The sequence below is a fragment of the Lachnoanaerobaculum saburreum DSM 3986 genome, assembly GCF_000185385.1.
Classification (GTDB): Bacteria; Bacillota; Clostridia; order Lachnospirales; family Lachnospiraceae; genus Lachnoanaerobaculum; species Lachnoanaerobaculum saburreum.
The window spans coordinates 2,115,912-2,134,578 of sequence record NZ_GL622296.1; the positions used below are offsets into that span (position 1 = coordinate 2,115,912).

The 18,667-nt window shown below is 37.3% G+C and carries 17 protein-coding genes and 1 other RNA gene; all 18 read right to left on the reverse strand.

Annotation, left to right across the window (positions count from 1 at the left end; genetic code table 11):
• Window positions 1-35 precede the first annotated feature (35 nt).
• Window positions 36-353: RNase P RNA component class A (gene rnpB, locus HMPREF0381_RS14365), an RNA gene on the reverse strand.
• Between the two features lie 41 nt (window positions 354-394).
• Entirely contained in the window at window positions 395-1,675 is a 1,281-nt protein-coding gene (locus tag HMPREF0381_RS09710; protein ID WP_008751801.1) for a tRNA(Met) cytidine acetate ligase, read from the reverse strand.
• Window positions 1,676-1,740: 65 nt separating this feature from the next.
• The gene (dapB, locus tag HMPREF0381_RS09715) at window positions 1,741-2,496 is read right to left on the reverse strand and encodes a 4-hydroxy-tetrahydrodipicolinate reductase (protein ID WP_008751802.1); all 756 of its coding nucleotides are present in this window, start codon (window positions 2,494-2,496) and stop codon (window positions 1,741-1,743) included.
• Window positions 2,496-3,377, reverse strand: a complete 882-nt coding sequence (dapA, locus tag HMPREF0381_RS09720) for a 4-hydroxy-tetrahydrodipicolinate synthase (RefSeq protein WP_008751803.1) — start codon at window positions 3,375-3,377, stop codon at window positions 2,496-2,498. The genes dapB and dapA overlap by 1 nt, the downstream gene beginning before the upstream one ends.
• 9 nt (window positions 3,378-3,386) lie before the next feature.
• Complete coding sequence (locus HMPREF0381_RS09725) at window positions 3,387-4,712, reverse strand: chloride channel protein (protein ID WP_008751804.1); 1,326 nt, start codon at window positions 4,710-4,712, stop codon at window positions 3,387-3,389.
• Entirely contained in the window at window positions 4,705-5,934 is a 1,230-nt protein-coding gene (gene ilvA, locus HMPREF0381_RS09730; RefSeq protein WP_008751805.1) for a threonine ammonia-lyase, read from the reverse strand. The genes HMPREF0381_RS09725 and ilvA overlap by 8 nt, the downstream gene beginning before the upstream one ends.
• 37 nt (window positions 5,935-5,971) lie before the next feature.
• Complete coding sequence (gene ftsY, locus HMPREF0381_RS09735) at window positions 5,972-6,901, reverse strand: signal recognition particle-docking protein FtsY (RefSeq protein WP_008751806.1); 930 nt, start codon at window positions 6,899-6,901, stop codon at window positions 5,972-5,974.
• A gap of 21 nt (window positions 6,902-6,922) precedes the next feature.
• A complete protein-coding gene (gene smc, locus HMPREF0381_RS09740) occupies window positions 6,923-10,480 on the reverse strand; it encodes a chromosome segregation protein SMC (RefSeq protein ID WP_008751807.1) in 3,558 nt (1,185 codons plus the stop codon).
• Window positions 10,481-11,167: a ribonuclease III gene (gene rnc / locus HMPREF0381_RS09745; RefSeq protein WP_008751808.1), complete on the reverse strand. Its 687-nt coding sequence runs from the start codon at window positions 11,165-11,167 to the stop codon at window positions 10,481-10,483.
• Window positions 11,168-11,295: 128 nt separating this feature from the next.
• Window positions 11,296-11,532: an acyl carrier protein gene (gene acpP / locus HMPREF0381_RS09750; RefSeq protein ID WP_008751809.1), complete on the reverse strand. Its 237-nt coding sequence runs from the start codon at window positions 11,530-11,532 to the stop codon at window positions 11,296-11,298.
• Window positions 11,533-11,545: 13 nt separating this feature from the next.
• Window positions 11,546-12,538 carry a phosphate acyltransferase PlsX gene (plsX, locus tag HMPREF0381_RS09755; RefSeq protein WP_008751810.1) on the reverse strand — a complete coding sequence of 331 codons (993 nt, stop codon included), beginning with the start codon at window positions 12,536-12,538 and terminating at the stop codon, window positions 11,546-11,548.
• A gap of 116 nt (window positions 12,539-12,654) precedes the next feature.
• A complete protein-coding gene (locus HMPREF0381_RS09760; protein ID WP_040461356.1) occupies window positions 12,655-12,909 on the reverse strand; it encodes a hypothetical protein in 255 nt (84 codons plus the stop codon).
• Between the two features lies 1 nt (window position 12,910).
• Complete coding sequence (gene cbiG, locus HMPREF0381_RS09765) at window positions 12,911-13,915, reverse strand: cobalt-precorrin 5A hydrolase (protein ID WP_008751812.1); 1,005 nt, start codon at window positions 13,913-13,915, stop codon at window positions 12,911-12,913.
• Window positions 13,912-14,742, reverse strand: coding sequence for a CPBP family intramembrane glutamic endopeptidase (locus HMPREF0381_RS09770; protein ID WP_008751813.1), 831 nt, complete (start codon window positions 14,740-14,742; stop codon window positions 13,912-13,914). The genes cbiG and HMPREF0381_RS09770 overlap by 4 nt, the downstream gene beginning before the upstream one ends.
• A 99-nt stretch (window positions 14,743-14,841) precedes the next feature.
• Window positions 14,842-15,948: a 30S ribosomal protein S1 gene (rpsA, locus tag HMPREF0381_RS09775; RefSeq protein ID WP_008751814.1), complete on the reverse strand. Its 1,107-nt coding sequence runs from the start codon at window positions 15,946-15,948 to the stop codon at window positions 14,842-14,844.
• On the reverse strand, window positions 15,929-16,777 hold the full coding sequence (gene ispH, locus HMPREF0381_RS09780) for a 4-hydroxy-3-methylbut-2-enyl diphosphate reductase (protein ID WP_008751815.1): 849 nt from the start codon (window positions 16,775-16,777) through the stop codon (window positions 15,929-15,931). Before ispH ends, rpsA begins: the two co-directional genes overlap by 20 nt.
• Window positions 16,774-17,445, reverse strand: coding sequence for a (d)CMP kinase (cmk, locus tag HMPREF0381_RS09785; protein ID WP_008751816.1), 672 nt, complete (start codon window positions 17,443-17,445; stop codon window positions 16,774-16,776). The genes ispH and cmk overlap by 4 nt, the downstream gene beginning before the upstream one ends.
• Window positions 17,438-18,667, reverse strand: a complete 1,230-nt coding sequence (locus tag HMPREF0381_RS09790) for a BaiN/RdsA family NAD(P)/FAD-dependent oxidoreductase (RefSeq protein WP_008751817.1) — start codon at window positions 18,665-18,667, stop codon at window positions 17,438-17,440. The genes cmk and HMPREF0381_RS09790 overlap by 8 nt, the downstream gene beginning before the upstream one ends.

Here is an 18,667-nt window from a genome sequence, read left to right on the forward strand (position 1 = left end):
CCGGTGTTTTTGCAATAAAATAGACTCCGAAGCGGAGCCTAAGCAAAACATAAGCCGGGTTATGTATTAAACGGTCATCTATCTGGTCCTTATGTTACCACAAGGCTCTAGCAACCTACCTGAATATCGGACGGGCAGCCCTATTCGCTTCGGTCTTGCTTCGGATGGGGTTTACACTGCCTTTTATGTTACCATACAAGCGGTGGTCTCTTACACCACCTTTTCACCCTTACCTTTCGGCGGTTATTTTCTGTTGCACTTTCCTTAGAGTCGCCTCTACCGGATGTTATCCGGCATCCTGCCCTATAAAGCCCGGACTTTCCTCACATTTGTGCGACCGTCTGTTTTACTAAATGATACTTTAACATCAGACAGTAATTTTGGCAAGTTAAAATTATAAAATGACCATTCTCCTTCTATATGGATTATAAGGATTCTTGCCATACTTTTCAAAATATATTGAGTTATATAAGAAGTCACAATATATATTATTTTCAAATATTTTAAGACTTATTTCACTTAAGAGTTTTTTTGCACTGCTCATCTTGCTGATAACAGGCTTTCTACTTCTTAATTTTAATTCAGATAAAAGCCTGACAGCGGACTTTTTAAAACCGAGCAGTACCGGGTAAGCAGCTATATCACTCTCCATTTTAATCTCTTTAAGTTCCTTCTTTTTATGATTTAAAAGGATATGAAAGATTGCTCTGCTTATCCTTGTATAAGTAAAATTCTTACTCTTTAAGCTTAAAATAAAATCTTCAAAACTCTTGCTTTTAATCTCATTTATATTTTGTTTTATTGTATTTGCCAGTTCATTCGATACATCACAGTATGAATTCAGCTCCTCTCCGGTATATATTTTATCCAAAAAATTCCTTTGTACCGTAAACAAAAAATCATCTTCAAATATTGCCCCTGTGGAATTTAGAATATCTATATTTTCTTTAGGTATCACATTTATAAATTTATCGTTACAAAATATATTATAATTACTGCTTTCTCTTGCTTTAAACAGTTCATTTCTTATAGCTGTGGCGGAAGCAAATTTGTCCTTTTCCATATCTTTTTTATGATATCCGCTCCCGCTTCTACCTATTATTATCGGCTTTATATTTGAGTTTATAAGCTTTATATTTTTAAGATATTCTACTGCAAGTATATTATTGGGAGATGAAAGTATCTCTTTTATCTGAAATGCTTTTTGCCCGTCTTGAATTACATCACCAAATCCACCGTCCATTATTGCACTATGTCTTGCCTTGGCATAGTTTAATCCCGATTTTATATATTTTTTTATAGACAGCTCTGTTTGTTTTTCAAGTAAAATATCCGATATCGTATCTAAAAGCTTACGGTTATCATTTTCCGCACCAAATGATATATAGTCAACTCCCAGTATATCAAGCAGACTTATACCAAACTGTGCAAAGTCAGATGCACTTGCTCCGCTAAAAAAACTCGGGATTTCAAAGACTGCATCTATGCCGGCATTCAGTGCAGTCTTTGTTCTTACGCTCTTTTCAAAAACAGCCGGAGCGCCCCTTTGCACATAGTTACCGCTCATTATTGCTATTACATAGTCCGCACCTGAAACTTCCTTAGCTCTTTTTATTTGATATCTATGTCCCATATGAAAAGGATTATATTCCGCAATAATCCCTAAAATCTTCATATCCACCTCTAAATACGGCAATCAGATTAGTGATTACCTGAAACAGCAGTCAAAATGATAGACTTTTATTTGATTACATCACTCATATCATATAGCCCTTTTGACTTTCCGACTAAGAATTTTGCGGCGGATATTGCACCGTTTGCAAAAATCTTTCTGGAGTACGCTCTATGGTTAAATGAAATCACTTCATCTTCACCTGCAAATATAACATCATGGTCACCTACTATTGTACCGCCTCTTACAGATGACAGGCCTATTTCATCATCTTTTCTCGGCTCATGTCTTTTGCTTCTGTCATAAGTATATTCAAGCTTTTCATCCATATTTTTATTTACAGCATCTGCAAGCAAAATTGCGGTTCCGCTCGGCGCATCAAGTTTTCTTCTGTGATGTGCCTCCACTATCTCTATATCAAAGCCTGCTTTCCTTAGTGTCGGAGCTATATCAGCCAATACCTTTGACAATATATTGATTCCAAGTGACATGTTTGCAGAGCGAAGAATAGGGGTTGCCGATGAAAGTTCTTTTATTCTGTCAATCTGTGCATCACTAAGTCCTGTAGTACAGATTACTGCCGGAATCTTTTTCTCCTCTATAAAATCAAGCAGGTTGTCAACAGCTTTTACAGAGGCAAAGTCGATAACGGCATCCGCCTCTATATCAATCTTTCTTATATCATCAAATATCGGAAAAACTGATTTTGTATCGGTATTTAGATCTACACCCGCAACTATCTCCATATTTTCATCTGACGCCACAAGTTCGGCTACCACCTTACCCATAGCGCCGTTTGCACCGTTTAATATAACCTTAATCATTATAAAATACCGTACTCCTTCATAGCCTTAGCCAAAACTTCTTCATGTGCTTTCTCCATTTGTGTAAGCGGAAGTCTTAGCGGTCCTACATTCTTTCCCTGAAGATTCATAGCGGCCTTTACAGGTATAGGGTTCACCTCTGTAAACAAATTGATAATAACATCAAGTGCCTCTATTTGCATCTTTCTTGCTTTAAATATATCTCCGTCAAGTGCGGCTTGGCACATTTCATGAGTCTGTCTCGGTGCCACATTTGACAGTACCGATATAACTCCCTTTGCACCTATACTCATAAGTGCGACCACCTGGTCGTCATTTCCTGAATACATATCTATCTGCGGGCAAAGTCTTAAAGTTTTTATTGCATTTGAGAAATTACCGCTTGCCTCTTTTACGCCGACTATATTCTCTACATTATTTACCAGATAGGCAATAGTATCCGGCTCGATATTCACTCCTGTTCTGCCCGGTATATTGTAAAGAATAACAGGAATATCAATTGCCTGTGCAATAGAACTGAAGTGTTTAATAAGACCGTTTTGTGTTGCCTTATTATAATATGGTGAAACTACCAATACACCGTCTGCACCATACTTTTTTGCCTCCTTTGAAAACTCTATCGCCGTCTCTGTGGAATTTGAACCTGTGCCTGCAACTACCGGAATTCGCTTATTCACTATATCAATTGTTTTCTTTATTACATCCAAATGCTCTTCAACTGTAAGAGTAGATGCCTCTCCTGTAGTACCGCAGGATATAATTGCATCTGTACCCCCTGCGATTTGCTCCTCAAGTATTTCTTCCAGTTTATTATAATTTACGCTTAGATCCTCATTCATAGGTGTAACAAGTGCAACACCTGCTCCTTCAAATATAGCCATAAAATCCTCCTAACTATTTTGTCTTTTCTTTCTAATACTCACTGCATCCGAGCCGACATATCTTGCCTCAGTTTTTGAATACGCAAACTTTTGTGAACTGTACAGTCCATAATAGCCTGACAATACAAAACTTACTCCTACTACTATAGCATAATAGTTTACCCCAAGGCTACCACAAAATTCAATACCCATAAAGATAGAAGCTATAGGACAGTTTGTAACTCCTACAAAACAGGCAATCATACCGCATGCGGTACATAATTCATATGGCAGTCCGAAAAATCTGGCAAAAGCACCTCCGAAAGTCGCACCTATAACGAATGTAGGAACTATCTCTCCTCCTTTGAAGCCTCCTCCCATTACTACCGCAGTAAAAAGAATCTTCATAAGAAATGCCTCATATCTGACATTTCCGCTCATGCTTTTTTCAATCAGCCAAAAGCCTCCGCCGTTGTAGTCTCTGCTTCCTGAGAGTATAGTTAATATTATAAATAAAATTGCCGCAACTACAATCCTAATATACGGATTTTTAAAATATTTTTTATAAATATTTGCACTTTCATGCATTACCACTGAAAAAAGTATTGCAACCATAGCTGTAAGTGCGGCAAGAAGTATCATAAACCCTATAAGTTTGAAGTTCCACTCGGGAGCTCTTTGCATTATAAACTTCTCTACAGGTGTATTCACAAGCTTTGCCACATATACCGCAATATATGATGAAAGCAGACATGGTATAAGTGCCGCATGATACATCACTCCCACGCTGAATATCTCCATACTGAATATGGATGCCGATATAGGTGTTCCAAACAGTGCGGAAAAGCAGGATGCCATTCCACACATTATTGCAATATTTATATCCGCCTTATCTGAAAATGAAGTTTGTCCAAGCTTTAACTTCCTGCCTATAAAGTTTCCGAGGCTTCCGCCTATCTGTAGGGCCGCACCCTCTCTGCCTGCACTTCCACAACCCAAATGTGTCAAAAAGGAAGAAATATATATAGCAGGTGCCATCTTCAGCGGTATAGTCTCACCTGAGGATATAGAGTCTATTACCCAGTTTGTTCCTCTCGGATTGTCAGCATTTATAAAGTGATACAGTGCCGCAATTATAAGTCCGAATAAAGGTAAGAGATAGAGTGTATAGTTGTGGCTTTGCCAAAATTCGGTTGCAAAACTTATAACATGTCCGAAGCTGGCTCCTGCAAGTCCTACAACTACTCCTATTATGATTGAAAATATCCCCCATTTTATAAAATATATTATATTAGTTTTAAAATTTACTGTTTTTAAAAATTCGCTAATATCTATATTCACTTTTTCATCAAGCATTATATGTTCCTTTGCTTCTTACAAGTTTCGGCCTGTAACCCTCTTTATTAAGTCTTTCAACTATCTGCTCCTTATGCTCCGTTCCGTAAGCTTCTATAGTGATTCTAAGCTCTACAGCCGCATTTCTGTTTATACTGATAAACTGATTATGCTCAAGCTTAATAACATTTCCTCTTTCACTTGCAAGCAAATCGGCCACCTTTGCAAGCTCGCCCGGCTTATCCGGCAACAATACGGATACTGTAAATATTCTGTCTCTGGCAATAAGTCCATGCTGTATAAGTGATGCCATTGTGATAACATCCATATTTCCGCCGCTTAAAATAGCAACAATCTTCTTTCCCTTTACATCAAGGTGCTTTAATGCCGCCACTGTAAGCAGACCTGAATTTTCTACTATCATCTTATGGTTCTCCACCATATCAAGGAATGATACTATAAGCTCATTGTCATTGATTGTGATTATATCGTCCACATTCTCTTTAACATAATTAAATAACTTATCTCCGGGTGTCTTTACCGCCGTACCGTCTGCAATAGTGTTTGCTGAAGGTAATGTAACTATATGCCCTTCTTTGACAGATGCCTTCATACAGGCGGCATTCTCAGGCTCTACACCTATTACATGAATATTCGGATTTAACATCTTTGCAAGTGTTGCCACTCCGGCACAAAGTCCGCCTCCACCTATAGGTACAAGTATAATATCCACCGTAGGTAATTCTTTGATTATCTCCATTGCAATACTGCCCTGCCCTGTAGCCACTGTAAGGTCATTAAACGGATGTACAAATGTAGCACCGCTCTCCTTTGCATACTCCATAGCCTTTGTGGCGGCCTCATCAAATACATCACCGTAGAGTTCTACGGTTGCACCGTAGTTTTTGGTTCTGTTTATCTTTATAAGAGGTGTTGTTGTAGGCATAAATACTGTAGCCTTTATTTTAGCCAGTTTTGCAGCATATGCTACTCCCTGTGCATGGTTTCCGGCTGAAGCTGTCACAATTCCTTTTGCTTTTTCCTCATCGGAAAGTGTTGAAATCTTATAGTATGCTCCTCTAAGCTTATATGCTCCTGTATATTGCATATTTTCAGGCTTGAAATATACCTTATTTCCTGACTGTTCCGAGAAAAACTCGCTAAATACAAGTTTTGTCTCTGATGTCACCTTTTGTACAAGCTCACTTGCCTCTTCAAATTTTTCCAATGTAAATTCCTTCATTACTTATTGCCTCGCTTCTTTTTTAGACAGCCTTATCTTACTCATTACTAAAGAGTGCATCTACAAATTCTTTTGAATTGAACTTTTGCAGATCATCTATTTTCTCACCTACACCGATATACTTTACCGGAATGGAAAGCTCCGCCTGTATCGCAACCGCTATACCGCCTTTTGCACTTCCGTCAAGCTTTGTCAGTATAATACCCGTTATATTTGCCGCTTCATTAAATGCCCTTGCCTGTTCAAGCGCATTTTGACCTGTGGTACCGTCAAGCACCACCAATGTCTCCCTGTAGGCATCCGGATATTCTCTTTCTATTATCTTATTTATCTTTTTTAACTCTTCCATAAGATTTTTCTTATTGTGAAGTCTTCCGGCGGTATCAACTATCATTACATCCGTGTTTCTTGCCTTAGCCGCCTTACAGGCATCAAATACTACAGCACCGGGGTCTGAACCCTCATTCTGTGCTATTATATCCACTCCGGCTCTTTTAGTCCACTCTTCAAGCTGTTCTATAGCCGCCGCCCTAAAAGTATCGGCTGCCACCACCAACACTTTTTTTCCGTCATTTTTAAGCTGACTTGCAAGTTTTCCTACAGATGTGGTCTTTCCGACACCGTTCACACCGATTACAAATACTACAGATTTTCTGTTTTCAAACTCATAGGCATTCTCGCCCAAATCCATTTTTCTTTTTATCGTATCAATAAGTACCTCTCTGCACTGTGCAGGCGAGTTTAGACGTTCCTCTTTTACTCTCTTTCTAAGCTCCTCTATAATATCTGTAGAAGCTCTGATTCCGATATCTCCCATAATAAGAGTCTCTTCAAGTTCCTCATAGAAGTCCTCATCTATTACTTCATAGCCTAAGAATACATTCTCTATTCCGCTGACTACGGCATTTCTTGTTTTTGTAAGTCCTTCTACAAGCCTTGAAAAAAATCCTTTTTTCTTTTCTTCCATTATTTCTCCTGTTTATTTCTCCTAATTATCCAATTCATTTTCTATCAGGTTCACGGAAACAAGTGCGGAAACACCCTTTTCCTGCATTGTAATTCCGTAAAGTCTGTCCGCAGATACCATTGTACCTCTCCTGTGAGTAATTACTATAAACTGTGTGCGGTCTGTAAGCTTATGTAAATACTTTGCAAATCTGTCTACATTTGAATCATCAAGTGCCGCCTCTATCTCATCAAGCAGTGCAAAAGGTGACGGCTTTAAGTTTTGTATTGCAAACAGCAGTGCTATGGCTGTCAGTGCTTTTTCACCGCCTGAGAGCTGCATCATGTTTTGAAGCTTCTTTCCCGGCGGCTGTGAGATAACAGTGATGCCTGCCTCAAGCATATCTCCACTCTCTTCAAGTATAAGTTTTCCGCTGCCTCCGCCAAAAAGCTCCTTAAATACTTCATTAAACTCCTTTGCAATCTCATCAAACTTCACAGCAAACTGCTTTTTCATAGCTATATCCAGCTCATCAATAATTTTTATCAAATTTGCCTCAGCCTCTAAGATATCGGCATGTTGCTTTTTCATAAGCTCATATCTGCCTGAAATCTCATTATAGTCTGAAACAGCATTGATATTTACACTACCAAGAGCCTTTATCTTTGACTTTAATGCAGCTATATTTGCTCTTATATCATTTAAAGACATACCCACATCGGTTCTTAGTTCCAAAGATGAATTATATGTAAGTTCATATTCATTCCACATATAATTGGTTCGCTCAGATATCCTCTCTTCAAGCTTTTCTATCTGACCTTTTAATCTGTAGATATCTCTGTCAAGAAGTGAAACTCTCTCACTGTAAACATCTCTGTTTTCAAATATTTTACTCTGTGATTTTGACCTTGTCTCTTTTACTGAAGCCAGTTTTTCTTCCCTTTGTCTTAATTCATCTATCTCTTTGGCCAGTTTTTGTTTTGAGATATACTCTTTTTCTATGATTTGATTCTTTTCATTGATGTTTTTTACAATATCTTCAGCCCTTATCTTTAAACCTGACTTTTCATTAAACAGTGCTTTCATTTCCGCTCCGGTTCTGTTTAAATTCTCATCAACAAACTCAAGTCTTTGTGAGGTATTGGCTTTTTCAAGCTTTAAAGCATTAAGCTTTTCCACTATCACTTCTCTGCTGTTTCTTTGCTCTTTGATAAATCTTTCAAGGTCTTCCATATCCTTTCCGATTTTATCAAAGTCCTCACCTGCATCTAAGAGATTGGTATCCAGTCTCTTTGTCTCATTCTCTATCTCGGCAAGTTCTTTATCTATATTTTCAAAATCTGTCTGTACCGAAGCGGATGAATTCTTAAGTTCATTCAACTTTTCAACCAATCCGGCTATTCTGTTTGATATATTATTTTTCTCAATAATAAGATCTTGGCTTAACTTTCTGTTATCTTCAATTTCGGCTTCTATATCATTTCTCTTTGACTTAAACTCTTCAAGCTTGTCATTAGCCTCATTGTAGTTTTTTAAAATTGCCGATATGCTTGTCTGTGCCTCTTCTATCTCTCTTTTCTTGCTTAGAAGATTGGTAGTATTCTTAAAGGCACCTCCACTGATAGAGCCTCCGGGGCTTAGTGAATCACCGTCCAATGTAACCACTCTGTACTCATATCTGAACTTTTTTTCAAAAGCGACAGCATTATCTATATTGTCAATAACTACAATTCGTCCAAGCAAACTGCCTACCAGATTTTTATATACATTATCATACTCAACCAGCTCACTTGCTGTTCCTACCACACCTTTTTCCTTTAAAAAATCCGTATTTGAAAATGTGCTGTTTTTCATAGCTGAAAGCGGCAAAAATGTGGCTCTGCCAAATCTGTTTTTCTTCAGATAGTCAATTAAAACCTTTGCTGTATTCTCAGAGTCTATAACTACATTTTGAATTCTGCCTCCAAGTGCGGTTTCTATAGCTGTCTCATACTTTTTTGATGTTCTTACTATATCCGCCACAACTCCATGTATACCGCCTATTCTGTCTCTTGTTTCCATCACCTTCTTTATTGCAATACCATATCCGTCGTATTTTTCTGCAAGATCTTTTAGTGATGTAAGCTTTGCGGACTCGCTTTGATACTTCATCTGAAGCTCTGAAACCACTTTTGAAAATCTGATTATCTCATTTTGTACCCTTTCATTGTTGCTCTCAAGCTCTTTTCCGGCAAAATCAATTTTGCTTAATGACTCTTTTACATGGATTAGATTTTTATTTTCTTCATCAATCTTCAGTTCTATTGTATTTTGACCGGTCTTACTCTCTAAGAGCCTTTGTGTCATTTGAGACTTTCTTAGTCGTACCTGCTCCAATACACCCTTATATCTCTCCCTTTTCGCCCTCAAATCCGCATTCTTTGAATTAAACTCCTCAGATGAAAGCCTTAAATTATCAAGTCTTTTTAAAAGATTCTCTATCTTTTTATCAACACTTTCAAGCTCCGCCAAAATAGCCGTTTCTTTTTCATCCGCCTTTTTTAGCAGACTTTGTAAAGATTCCTTCTCCTCATTTAAAGATTTAAGGTCTTTTTGCTTTTTTTCAATATCACTGTCTATATCTTCACCTCTTGATAAGAGATTTTCATTATTCCTGTTTTCAGAGTTTATCCGCTCCTTTAAAATCTCTATATGTGAAGTGATCTCTTGCAGTTCAATTCCCTTATTACCTCTTAAATTCTTTACACCGTCAAGTTCTTCATCAAGTCTTTTCAGTTCGGCACTGATATCCTCATAGTCTTTTTTTGAATTTTCAAGCAGTTTTTTTGCATCTTCCAAGTCATCAAAGAGCAGCTTTTCACGTTTTTTATACTCATTTAGATTCTGTGATATGCCCTCATACTCCATAATATAGCTGTTCACATCAAAAATCTTTAATTCCTCACGAAGATTCAAAAACTCTTTTGCGATCTTTGCCTGTTTTTCAAGCGGACCGACCTGTTTTTCAAGCTCTACCAATATGTCATTTACTCTTATCAGACTCTCTCTCTCAGACTCCAATCTTTTTAGTGCAAGTCCTTTTCTTCTTTTGAACTTTGTAATTCCTGCCGCCTCATCAAACAGTTCTCTTCTATCCTCCGGTCTGCCGTTTAATATCTTGTCTACCTGACCCTGACCTATTATGGAATATCCGTCCTTACCGATACCTGTATCAAAGAAAAGTTCACTTATATCCTTCAGTCTACAGGCTGAACCGTTTATCAGATACTCACTTTCTCCGGATCTGAAAAGTCTTCTGGATACAGTCACTTCATTGAAATCTATATCCAATTTGTGATCCGAATTGTCTAAGGTAATTGCAACATAAGCAAATCCGAGCGGCTTTCTAAGCTCTGTACCTGCAAAGATAACGTCCTGCATATTTCCGCCTCTAAGTTGCTTTGCACTCTGCTCTCCTAAAACCCATCTGACTGCATCCGACACATTGCTTTTCCCTGAGCCGTTCGGTCCTACAATACCTGTTATCCCGTTGTGGAAATCAAATACAATCTTATTTGCAAAGGACTTAAATCCCTGAATTTCAATACGTTTTAAATACATTTAAACTTTCCCTAATTTTTTCAATGCTTCATATGCCGCCGCCTGTTCGGCAGACTTTTTGCTTACACCTTCTCCCACACCTGCTACTTGACCGTTTATATTCACCGCCACAACAAACTTTTTTAAATGATCCGGCCCTTCTTCAGACAGCAGGCAATACTCTACCGGCCTTGAATCCTGTGATTGTATTATTTCCTGTAAGATAGTCTTGCTATCATAAAAGAAGACTTTATTTTCATATCCATTCAAAATGAATTTTAAAATCACCTCTTTTGCATTAGCAAAACCACCGTCTAAATATATACTTCCTATAACCGCTTCAAAGGTGTCACTGATTATACTTGGTCTGAATCTTCCGCCTGTATGTTCTTCACCTTTTCCAAGCCTTATAAACTCACTGAGTCTGATATTCCCCGCACAATCCACAAGTGCCGGCTCACATACAAAGCTCGCTCTTATCTTTGTCAACTCTCCCTCAGGCTTATCCGGATAAACTTCATAGAAAAATTCGCTGCTGACAAGCTCTAAAACGGCATCTCCCAAAAACTCAAGTCTTTCATTAGAACCGTTTTTTCCAAGCTGATGCTCATTGGCATAGGAACTGTGTGTAAGTGCCTGCTTTAAAAGTTCTCTGTTCTTATACTCATATCCTAATAATTCCTGTAACTCATTTAAATTATTATTCATAACAACCCTCTATCAACTATATTCTATAACTATATTCTATAACTATATTCGAGGCTACTGTTATCAAGTACTATCTGTCAGTTATTATCGCTTTTTTCTATAATACAAAAACAGCAGCCTCAACACTACTATCTGGCGTCTGTCGCCTTCTTTATCTCCTCAACCGCATCATTTACAGTATGTATATTTTCAGCCACCTCCTGAGGTATCTCAAGTTCAAACTCCTCCTCAATGCCTGTAATAATCTCAAATAAGTCCAAAGAATCCGCTCCCAAATCATCCACAAAAGAAGAACTAAGTTCAATTGTATTCTCATCAATATTTAGAACCTCAGCAATAATCTTCTTTAACTTCTCAAACTCCATTTTTCTCTCCAATCTAATTTTTTTTCATTTTCTCTCTTATAATATCACTCAAAGCCTCTTCTTTGAAGCTCTTGCATTGCAAAATCGAATTGCAAATTTCATTTGCCTTTGAATTACCATGTGCCTTAACTATAAGCCCGTTAAGTCCAAGCAAAGGTGCACCGCCATAGCTGCTTGCATCAAATGACTTCAATGTAGCCTTCAGTGAAGACTTTATCATCATTGCACCGATTTTTGTAAAAATACTCTTTGTCAGGGCTTCCTTTATCTTACCAAGTAATGTAGAACCAACTCCCTCATAAAGCTTTATTATAACATTACCCACAAAGGCCTCACAGACTATCACATCTGCTCCACCTTTTGGTATCTCTCTTGCTTCTATACTGCCTATAAAGTTTATGTCACAGCATTCCTTTAATAAAGGCATAGTCTCCTTAACCAATGCATTTCCTTTTTCTTCCTCGGCACCTATATTTACAAGACCTACTCTCGGATTTTTGATACCGATTACCTTTTCCATATATAAAGAACCTATTCTTGCAAACTGTACAAGATTATCAGCTCTTGCATCCACATTTGCACCGCAGTCAATAAGCAAAGAAACTCCCTTTTCAGTAGGTATAAGCGGTGCCAGTGCCGGCCTTAAAACTCCCTTTATCCTGCCGACTATAAGTTGACCGCCTACAAGCACCGCTCCGGTACTTCCCGCACTGACAAAACCGTCCGCTCTGCCTTCCTTTACAAGGTTCATACCCACCACTATAGACGAATCCTTTTTCGCTCTGACAGCGGCTACAGGTGCTTCTTCATTGGTTATTACCTCGCTTGAATATACACTCTCACATCTGTCTGAAAACTCCTTATTTATCCTTCCCTCCAAAACCTCCTTATTACCTACTAAAATAATTTTAATATCTTTATCTTTTTTTAAGGCATCAAATGCTCCCTTTATTATTTCGTCAGGTGAATAATCTCCACCCATTGTATCCAATGCAACCGTAACCATAATACACCTCAAATGTTTTTTCTATAACACCTTTGTATCATAACTAAATATTAAGTTCTGTGCAAGATAAAATTCTAAATCTATATGATATTTTATATATGTTATTTTAAACAGAGCTATAAATTGTTTTTTAAAATTATAATCTCACCGTCTCTCCACAGATATACTGCAACCGCATCTAAAAGTTTCTTTCCAATGCTTCTTCCTCTTTCTTCCAAGGCTTTACCTTCACTTCCAAGCGGAGTAATCACTCTGTTGTCTTCAATGATACATTCCACATCATCATGATATAATTCATGTAAAAAACATTTATAATATTTTATTTTTTGAATCTGTACCTCAAGACTCTTATCCACTATCAAATATACCATCTTACTCACGCCCTATTGCAACAGTCATACCTTCTCTTGCCGTTTTTTTTACTATAAGATTGTTACACTGTATGCATACGGCTCTCTCACACACATTGCCTACCCCTACAGTCTTTCTTACAAACTCCGATTCAAAAAAATCTCCACTTACACTGTTTAGCTCATCCTTGGTAAAAGTCAAAAAAGGTACATTAAGTCTGTTTGCCAGATTCTTTACGGCATCTTCATCCCTTTTTATATCAATACTTCCAATCGACTTTACCGCCCTTATATCAAGACCTTCAAGCCTGAATATATCATTTACAAAATCCCACATCTTATCTGCATCTGTATTCTTTTTACACCCCACCCCGATATACAAATTCTTAGGTATCAAAGTCAATACGGTATCATCATAGATTCTGTCTGTTATTCTCACTTTTATATCACAAGCTTTATTCTTTGGATTCAGTTTTTTCTTAAGCTCTTTTACATCAATGCTCTTTATATCACTGTCAATATCAATACAATTATTGTCAAGCAGTGCCGCACTTACATCCTTTGCAAGTTTCCTTGATGAGATAAGCAGATTGTTCTTTTTTGCAAATACATCTACAGCAAAGGTACCGTTGATATCTGTTGCGGTTGTAATAATAGGAGCGGCAGATAATGCCTCTCCTATATAATTTGCCAATTCATTGGCTCCGCCTACATGTCCTGAAAGCAAAGGAATAACATATCTGCCAAGCTCATCTATTACAAGTACCGCAGGATCACAGAACTTGTCCTTTATATACGGAGCTATGCTTCTTACCGCTATTCCTACAGCTCCGATAAAAATGACGGCATCATCAGTGAAATGTCTCTTCACCGTTTCTTTAAGATTGCCAAGCGGCTTCACTCTGTTGTCAAACCGATATTTTTCCAATGTATATGATGTTATATCGGATTCACTCAAAATATCCGTCAATCTTTTATTTATATCTCCGCCCTTTTTTGTAAATGAGATAATAGTTATATTTTTCATAATCTGTAAGGGCTTTGCTCATTTCTTTCAGGCTTGGTATTCCATAGAACCACCAAAAGCACTATCGCCGGTATAATCATTATATATGATATAGCCGTTATAACATTATTTATCACATCCGTATTTAATGCCGCCGGTAAATTTCCGATAGTATTATTGAAGATATGTATAAACATTGTAACAAATATATTTCTGGTCTTGTAGTAAATAAGTCCCATCATACAACCCATAATCGCTGTATACACGCTCTGAACAAAGATCATATGCCATACACCGAAAGCTACACCTGACACTATAATAGCAAACCATGGGTTCTTGGTTACTCTCTCAAGTGAGTTAAATACCAGCAATCTGAACAGTATCTCCTCTACAACAGGTCCCACTATTGATATTGAAAGCAGTGACCAGATATAATCGCCTGATTCAAGATCACTGTATACTCCTGAGAAGTATTCACTGTTTTTTGCAATAAACGGAATAACAACTAAAAATCTGTCCACTATCTCAAACCACAGACCTGCTATACCGTAGAATGCAAATCCCATCACAATCCCGAATATAATACCCTTAAACAGTCCTATTTTCACTCTTTCATCATGTCTTTTCACTATAAAAATTGCCAAAATAAGGTATATGGCAATAAGCACTAAAGATATGAAAGTATCTACAACCGCATTTACACTTGGCAAAAGTACATCAGGTATTATACCGAATTTTACATCAAAATAATTTATTTTGCCGAATATAATATTGCTTATCTGCTCATAGCTCAAACATAAAACAAGAGCCAGAACGCACCAAAAAACTGTCTTTATATATTTTTTCATTTAATCTCCTCTATGTTATTATTGTTATTATTGTTATTATTTAAAAAAGTCAAAAAAAGTCGCAGATGAAATCACCTGCGACTTTTTAAAAACTGTCTTTTATTCCTCCTTAGGCTCGGAACTTCTTGCATTTTCTTTCTCAAGCTCTTCATTAGCCTGTGTCAAAGCCTTAATACTAAGTGAAATCTTCTTCTCAGGCTCATTGAACTCAACAATAACAGCCTCAACTTCATCGCCTACTTTAAGTACATCTGAAGGTTTCTCCACATGATCATGTGAAATCTGTGATACATGAAGTAATGCATCAACACCGTTTGAAATCTCAACAAATGCACCGAAGTCGGTCATTCTTGCAACTCTTCCTTTAACTACATTGCCACGTGCAAACTTTTCTTCAGCATCCAGCCACGGGTTTTGATCAGGGAATTTCATTGAAAGTGCAATCTTCTCTCCTGAGATATCTTTGATAAATGCTGTTACCTTTTCTCCGGATTTGAATACCTTCTTCGGATTCTCCACTCTACCCCAGCTCATCTCCGATATATGCAAAAGACCGTCCGCACCGCCAAGATCTACAAATGCACCGAAATCGGTAACATTCTTTACTGTACCCTCAATAACATCACCCGGTGTTATTTTATCAAACAGGGCCTTCTTCTGTTCTTCCTTCTTAGCCAGAAGAAGCTGCTTTCTGTCACCTATAATCCTTCTTCTTCTAGGATTAAATTCTGTAATAACGAATTCAATATCTGTGTCTTTATACTTGGATAAATCTCTTTCAAATGTATCTGAGACAAGTGATGCCGGTATAAATACTCTTGCATCATCTACAACTACACTAAGTCCGCCGTCAACTACCTGTACTACTTTACCGGTAAGTACTTCCTTGTTGTTGAAAGCGTCTTCAAGTTTTTTATTACCTCTATCCTGAGCCAATTTCTTGTATGAAAGGAGAACCTGTCCTTCTCCGTCATTTATCTTTAAGACTTTAGCTTCCATTTCGTCACCTACATGTACCACTGTTCTTAAATCTAAATTGTTGTCATTACTATATTCACTTCTTGTGATGATACCATCTGACTTAAAACCGACATTAAGGATGATTTGATCTTCCTTAACATCAATTACCTTACCGTTGACAACTTCTCCAGTGTGTAGAGTCTTAAATGACTCATCTAACATTTGTTCAAAACTTAGATCTGACAATATTTTGAACCTCCTCAATGATATGTTTTGGGGTCGAAGCCCCTGCCGTAATACCTACACTATCCACAGAAAGTAAAGCATCATAATTTAGGTCCTCAAGAGTTTGAATAAAAAATGTATTCTTACATTCTTCCTGACATATTTCCACAAGCTTGCCAGTATTAGAGCTTTTTTTGTCTCCAATAACAATCATGGCATCCACATTTGACGCTATTTCTTTTGCCTCAGCTTGTCTTTCCTGTGTTGCATTGCAAATCGTATTAAAACATCTTACATCATAACCCAAAAATAATATTTTATCAATGATTTCCTGAAATTTTTTATGATTAAAAGTTGTTTGAGCTACTATTACTATCTCTTCATCTTTTTTTAAGTTTAAATTTATAAACTGCTCAATATTTTCCACTGCATAGGTATTTTCATCACCCCAGCCTTTAATTCCCATTACTTCCGGATGCTTAGGGTTTCCGATTATTACCACTGTTTTTTTCTTACCGCTTTGCACTGAAACTATGGCATGGATTTTTTTTACAAAAGGACAGGTAGCATCCACCACCCTATGTCCGCTGTGCTTTACAAAATTGTATACATCTTTGCTGACACCATGTGAGCGGATAATTACAGTGCCTTTTGGCAATGAGTTCAAATCTTCAATATTCACCGCCTTTACACCACGTCTTTTCATATCCTTTACCACTTCTTCATTGTGAATAATCGGTCCAAGTGTGTATACAATCTCATCATTCTTTTTTGCTTCTTCATATACTGTATTTACCGCCTTTTCCACTCCGAAGCAAAATCCGGCACTTTTTGCTAATTCTACTTTCATCTTTCCTTTTCTACCATATCAAGTATCTTTGATACAACCTCATTAAATGTCATATCGGATGTATCCAGACAGTATGCATCCTCTGCTTTTTTTAAAGGTGATATCTCTCTGTTCATATCCGCTTCATCTCTTTTGATGATTTCATTCTCTATAGCTTTTTCATCAAGTGCAGCCTTATCAAAGCCTTTTTCTATAAGTTCTAAATATCTTCTTTTGGCTCTTACTTTTGAGCCGGCACTTAGATATATCTTTATATCGGCATTTGGCAGTACCACCGTACCTATATCTCTGCCGTCCATAATTACATTTTCTTTTTTGGCAAGCTTTCTTTGCAGTGCCACAAGCTTCTCTCTTACACTTTTTACAGCACTGAATCTGCTTGCAAGCTTTCCGATTTCTTCCTGTCTAAGCTTATCGCTTACATCTACATTATTTAAAAAGACTCTTTGCTCACCATCCGTATATTTTATATTTATATCAAGCTTATCCAAAAGCTTGTCTATTTCATTGTCACTGCTGTCTTTTATACCGTTTTCCAAAAAGAAAAGTGCCACCGCTCTATACATTGCACCTGTATCTATATATACAAATCCTAATTTTTTACTTAATGCCTTTGCTATACTTGACTTACCTGCTCCTGCCGGTCCGTCAATCGCTATATTATACATTTCCTGCTCCTTCTCCTGCCGCATATCCGCTTGACCATGCTATCTGTAGATTGTACCCGCCTGTAAAAGCGTCTAAATCAAGCACTTCGCCTGCAAAAAAAAGCCCTTTGACATGTTTTGACTCCATGGTCTTTGGGTTTATCTGTGATACTTCCACTCCGCCTTTGGTTACAATCGCCTCATTAAAACCTCTTGTTGAACTCAATGTAAACTCCAGATTCTTAGTTGCGTTTATAAGTCTGTGCCTTTCTTCTTTAGTTAGCAAATTTACCTTTTTTTCAGGGTCGATTTTGCTCTGATATATTACCTCATCTATAAGCTTTGTGGGAAAGAGCTTATTCAAAGAGTTTTTTAACTGTTTGTTTTTTTGCTCTGTAAAATCTCTAAGTATTCTCTCATCAAGTTTTTCATTGTCAAGTGCCGGCTTTAAATCAATACAAAGCCTGTATCTCCTTATATCTTTGTTCCCTATAATGGCGGATGCCGATATTATCACAGGACCGCTTACACCGAAATGTGTGAAAAGCATTTCACCGAATTCGTCATACATCAACTTTTTGTTATTATAGATATATACATGAATATTCTTCAGTGAAAGCCCTTGCAAGGCTTTTACTCTTTCACCTTCCACATTAAAAGGCACAAGTGAAGGATATAGTTTGCTTACACTAAGCCCTGCTTCTTTTGCAAATCTGTAGCCGTCACCGTCGGAGCCTGTAGCCTGATATGACATTCCGCCCGTAGCCACTATTACAGCATCTGAGAGTATCTTATTTTTCCCGATCATTACACCTATACATCTGCCGTCTTCTATTATAGGCTTATCAACCTTGGTATTTAACCTTATATCGACATTCAAATCCCTTAATGCCTTTTCTATTGACTTTATAATATCTGATGAGTGATCGCTTACAGGAAAGACTCTGTTTCCTCTTTCCACCTTCAGCTTTGTACCGTTGTTTTCTACAAGGTTCATTATATCTTCATTTGTAAATTTTTTAAAAGCACTGAACAGAAATCTCTTATTGCTTACTATATTTTCCATTACAGTATTCATATCTGATGAATTGGTAAGGTTGCATCTGCCCTTTCCTGTAATATACAGCTTTTTACCGAGTTTCTCATTTTTTTCTAAAAGTATCACATTATTTGATGTTAAAGCAGCGGAGTATGCCGCCATCATCCCTGCTGCACCTCCGCCTATAATTATTATTTTTCTCAT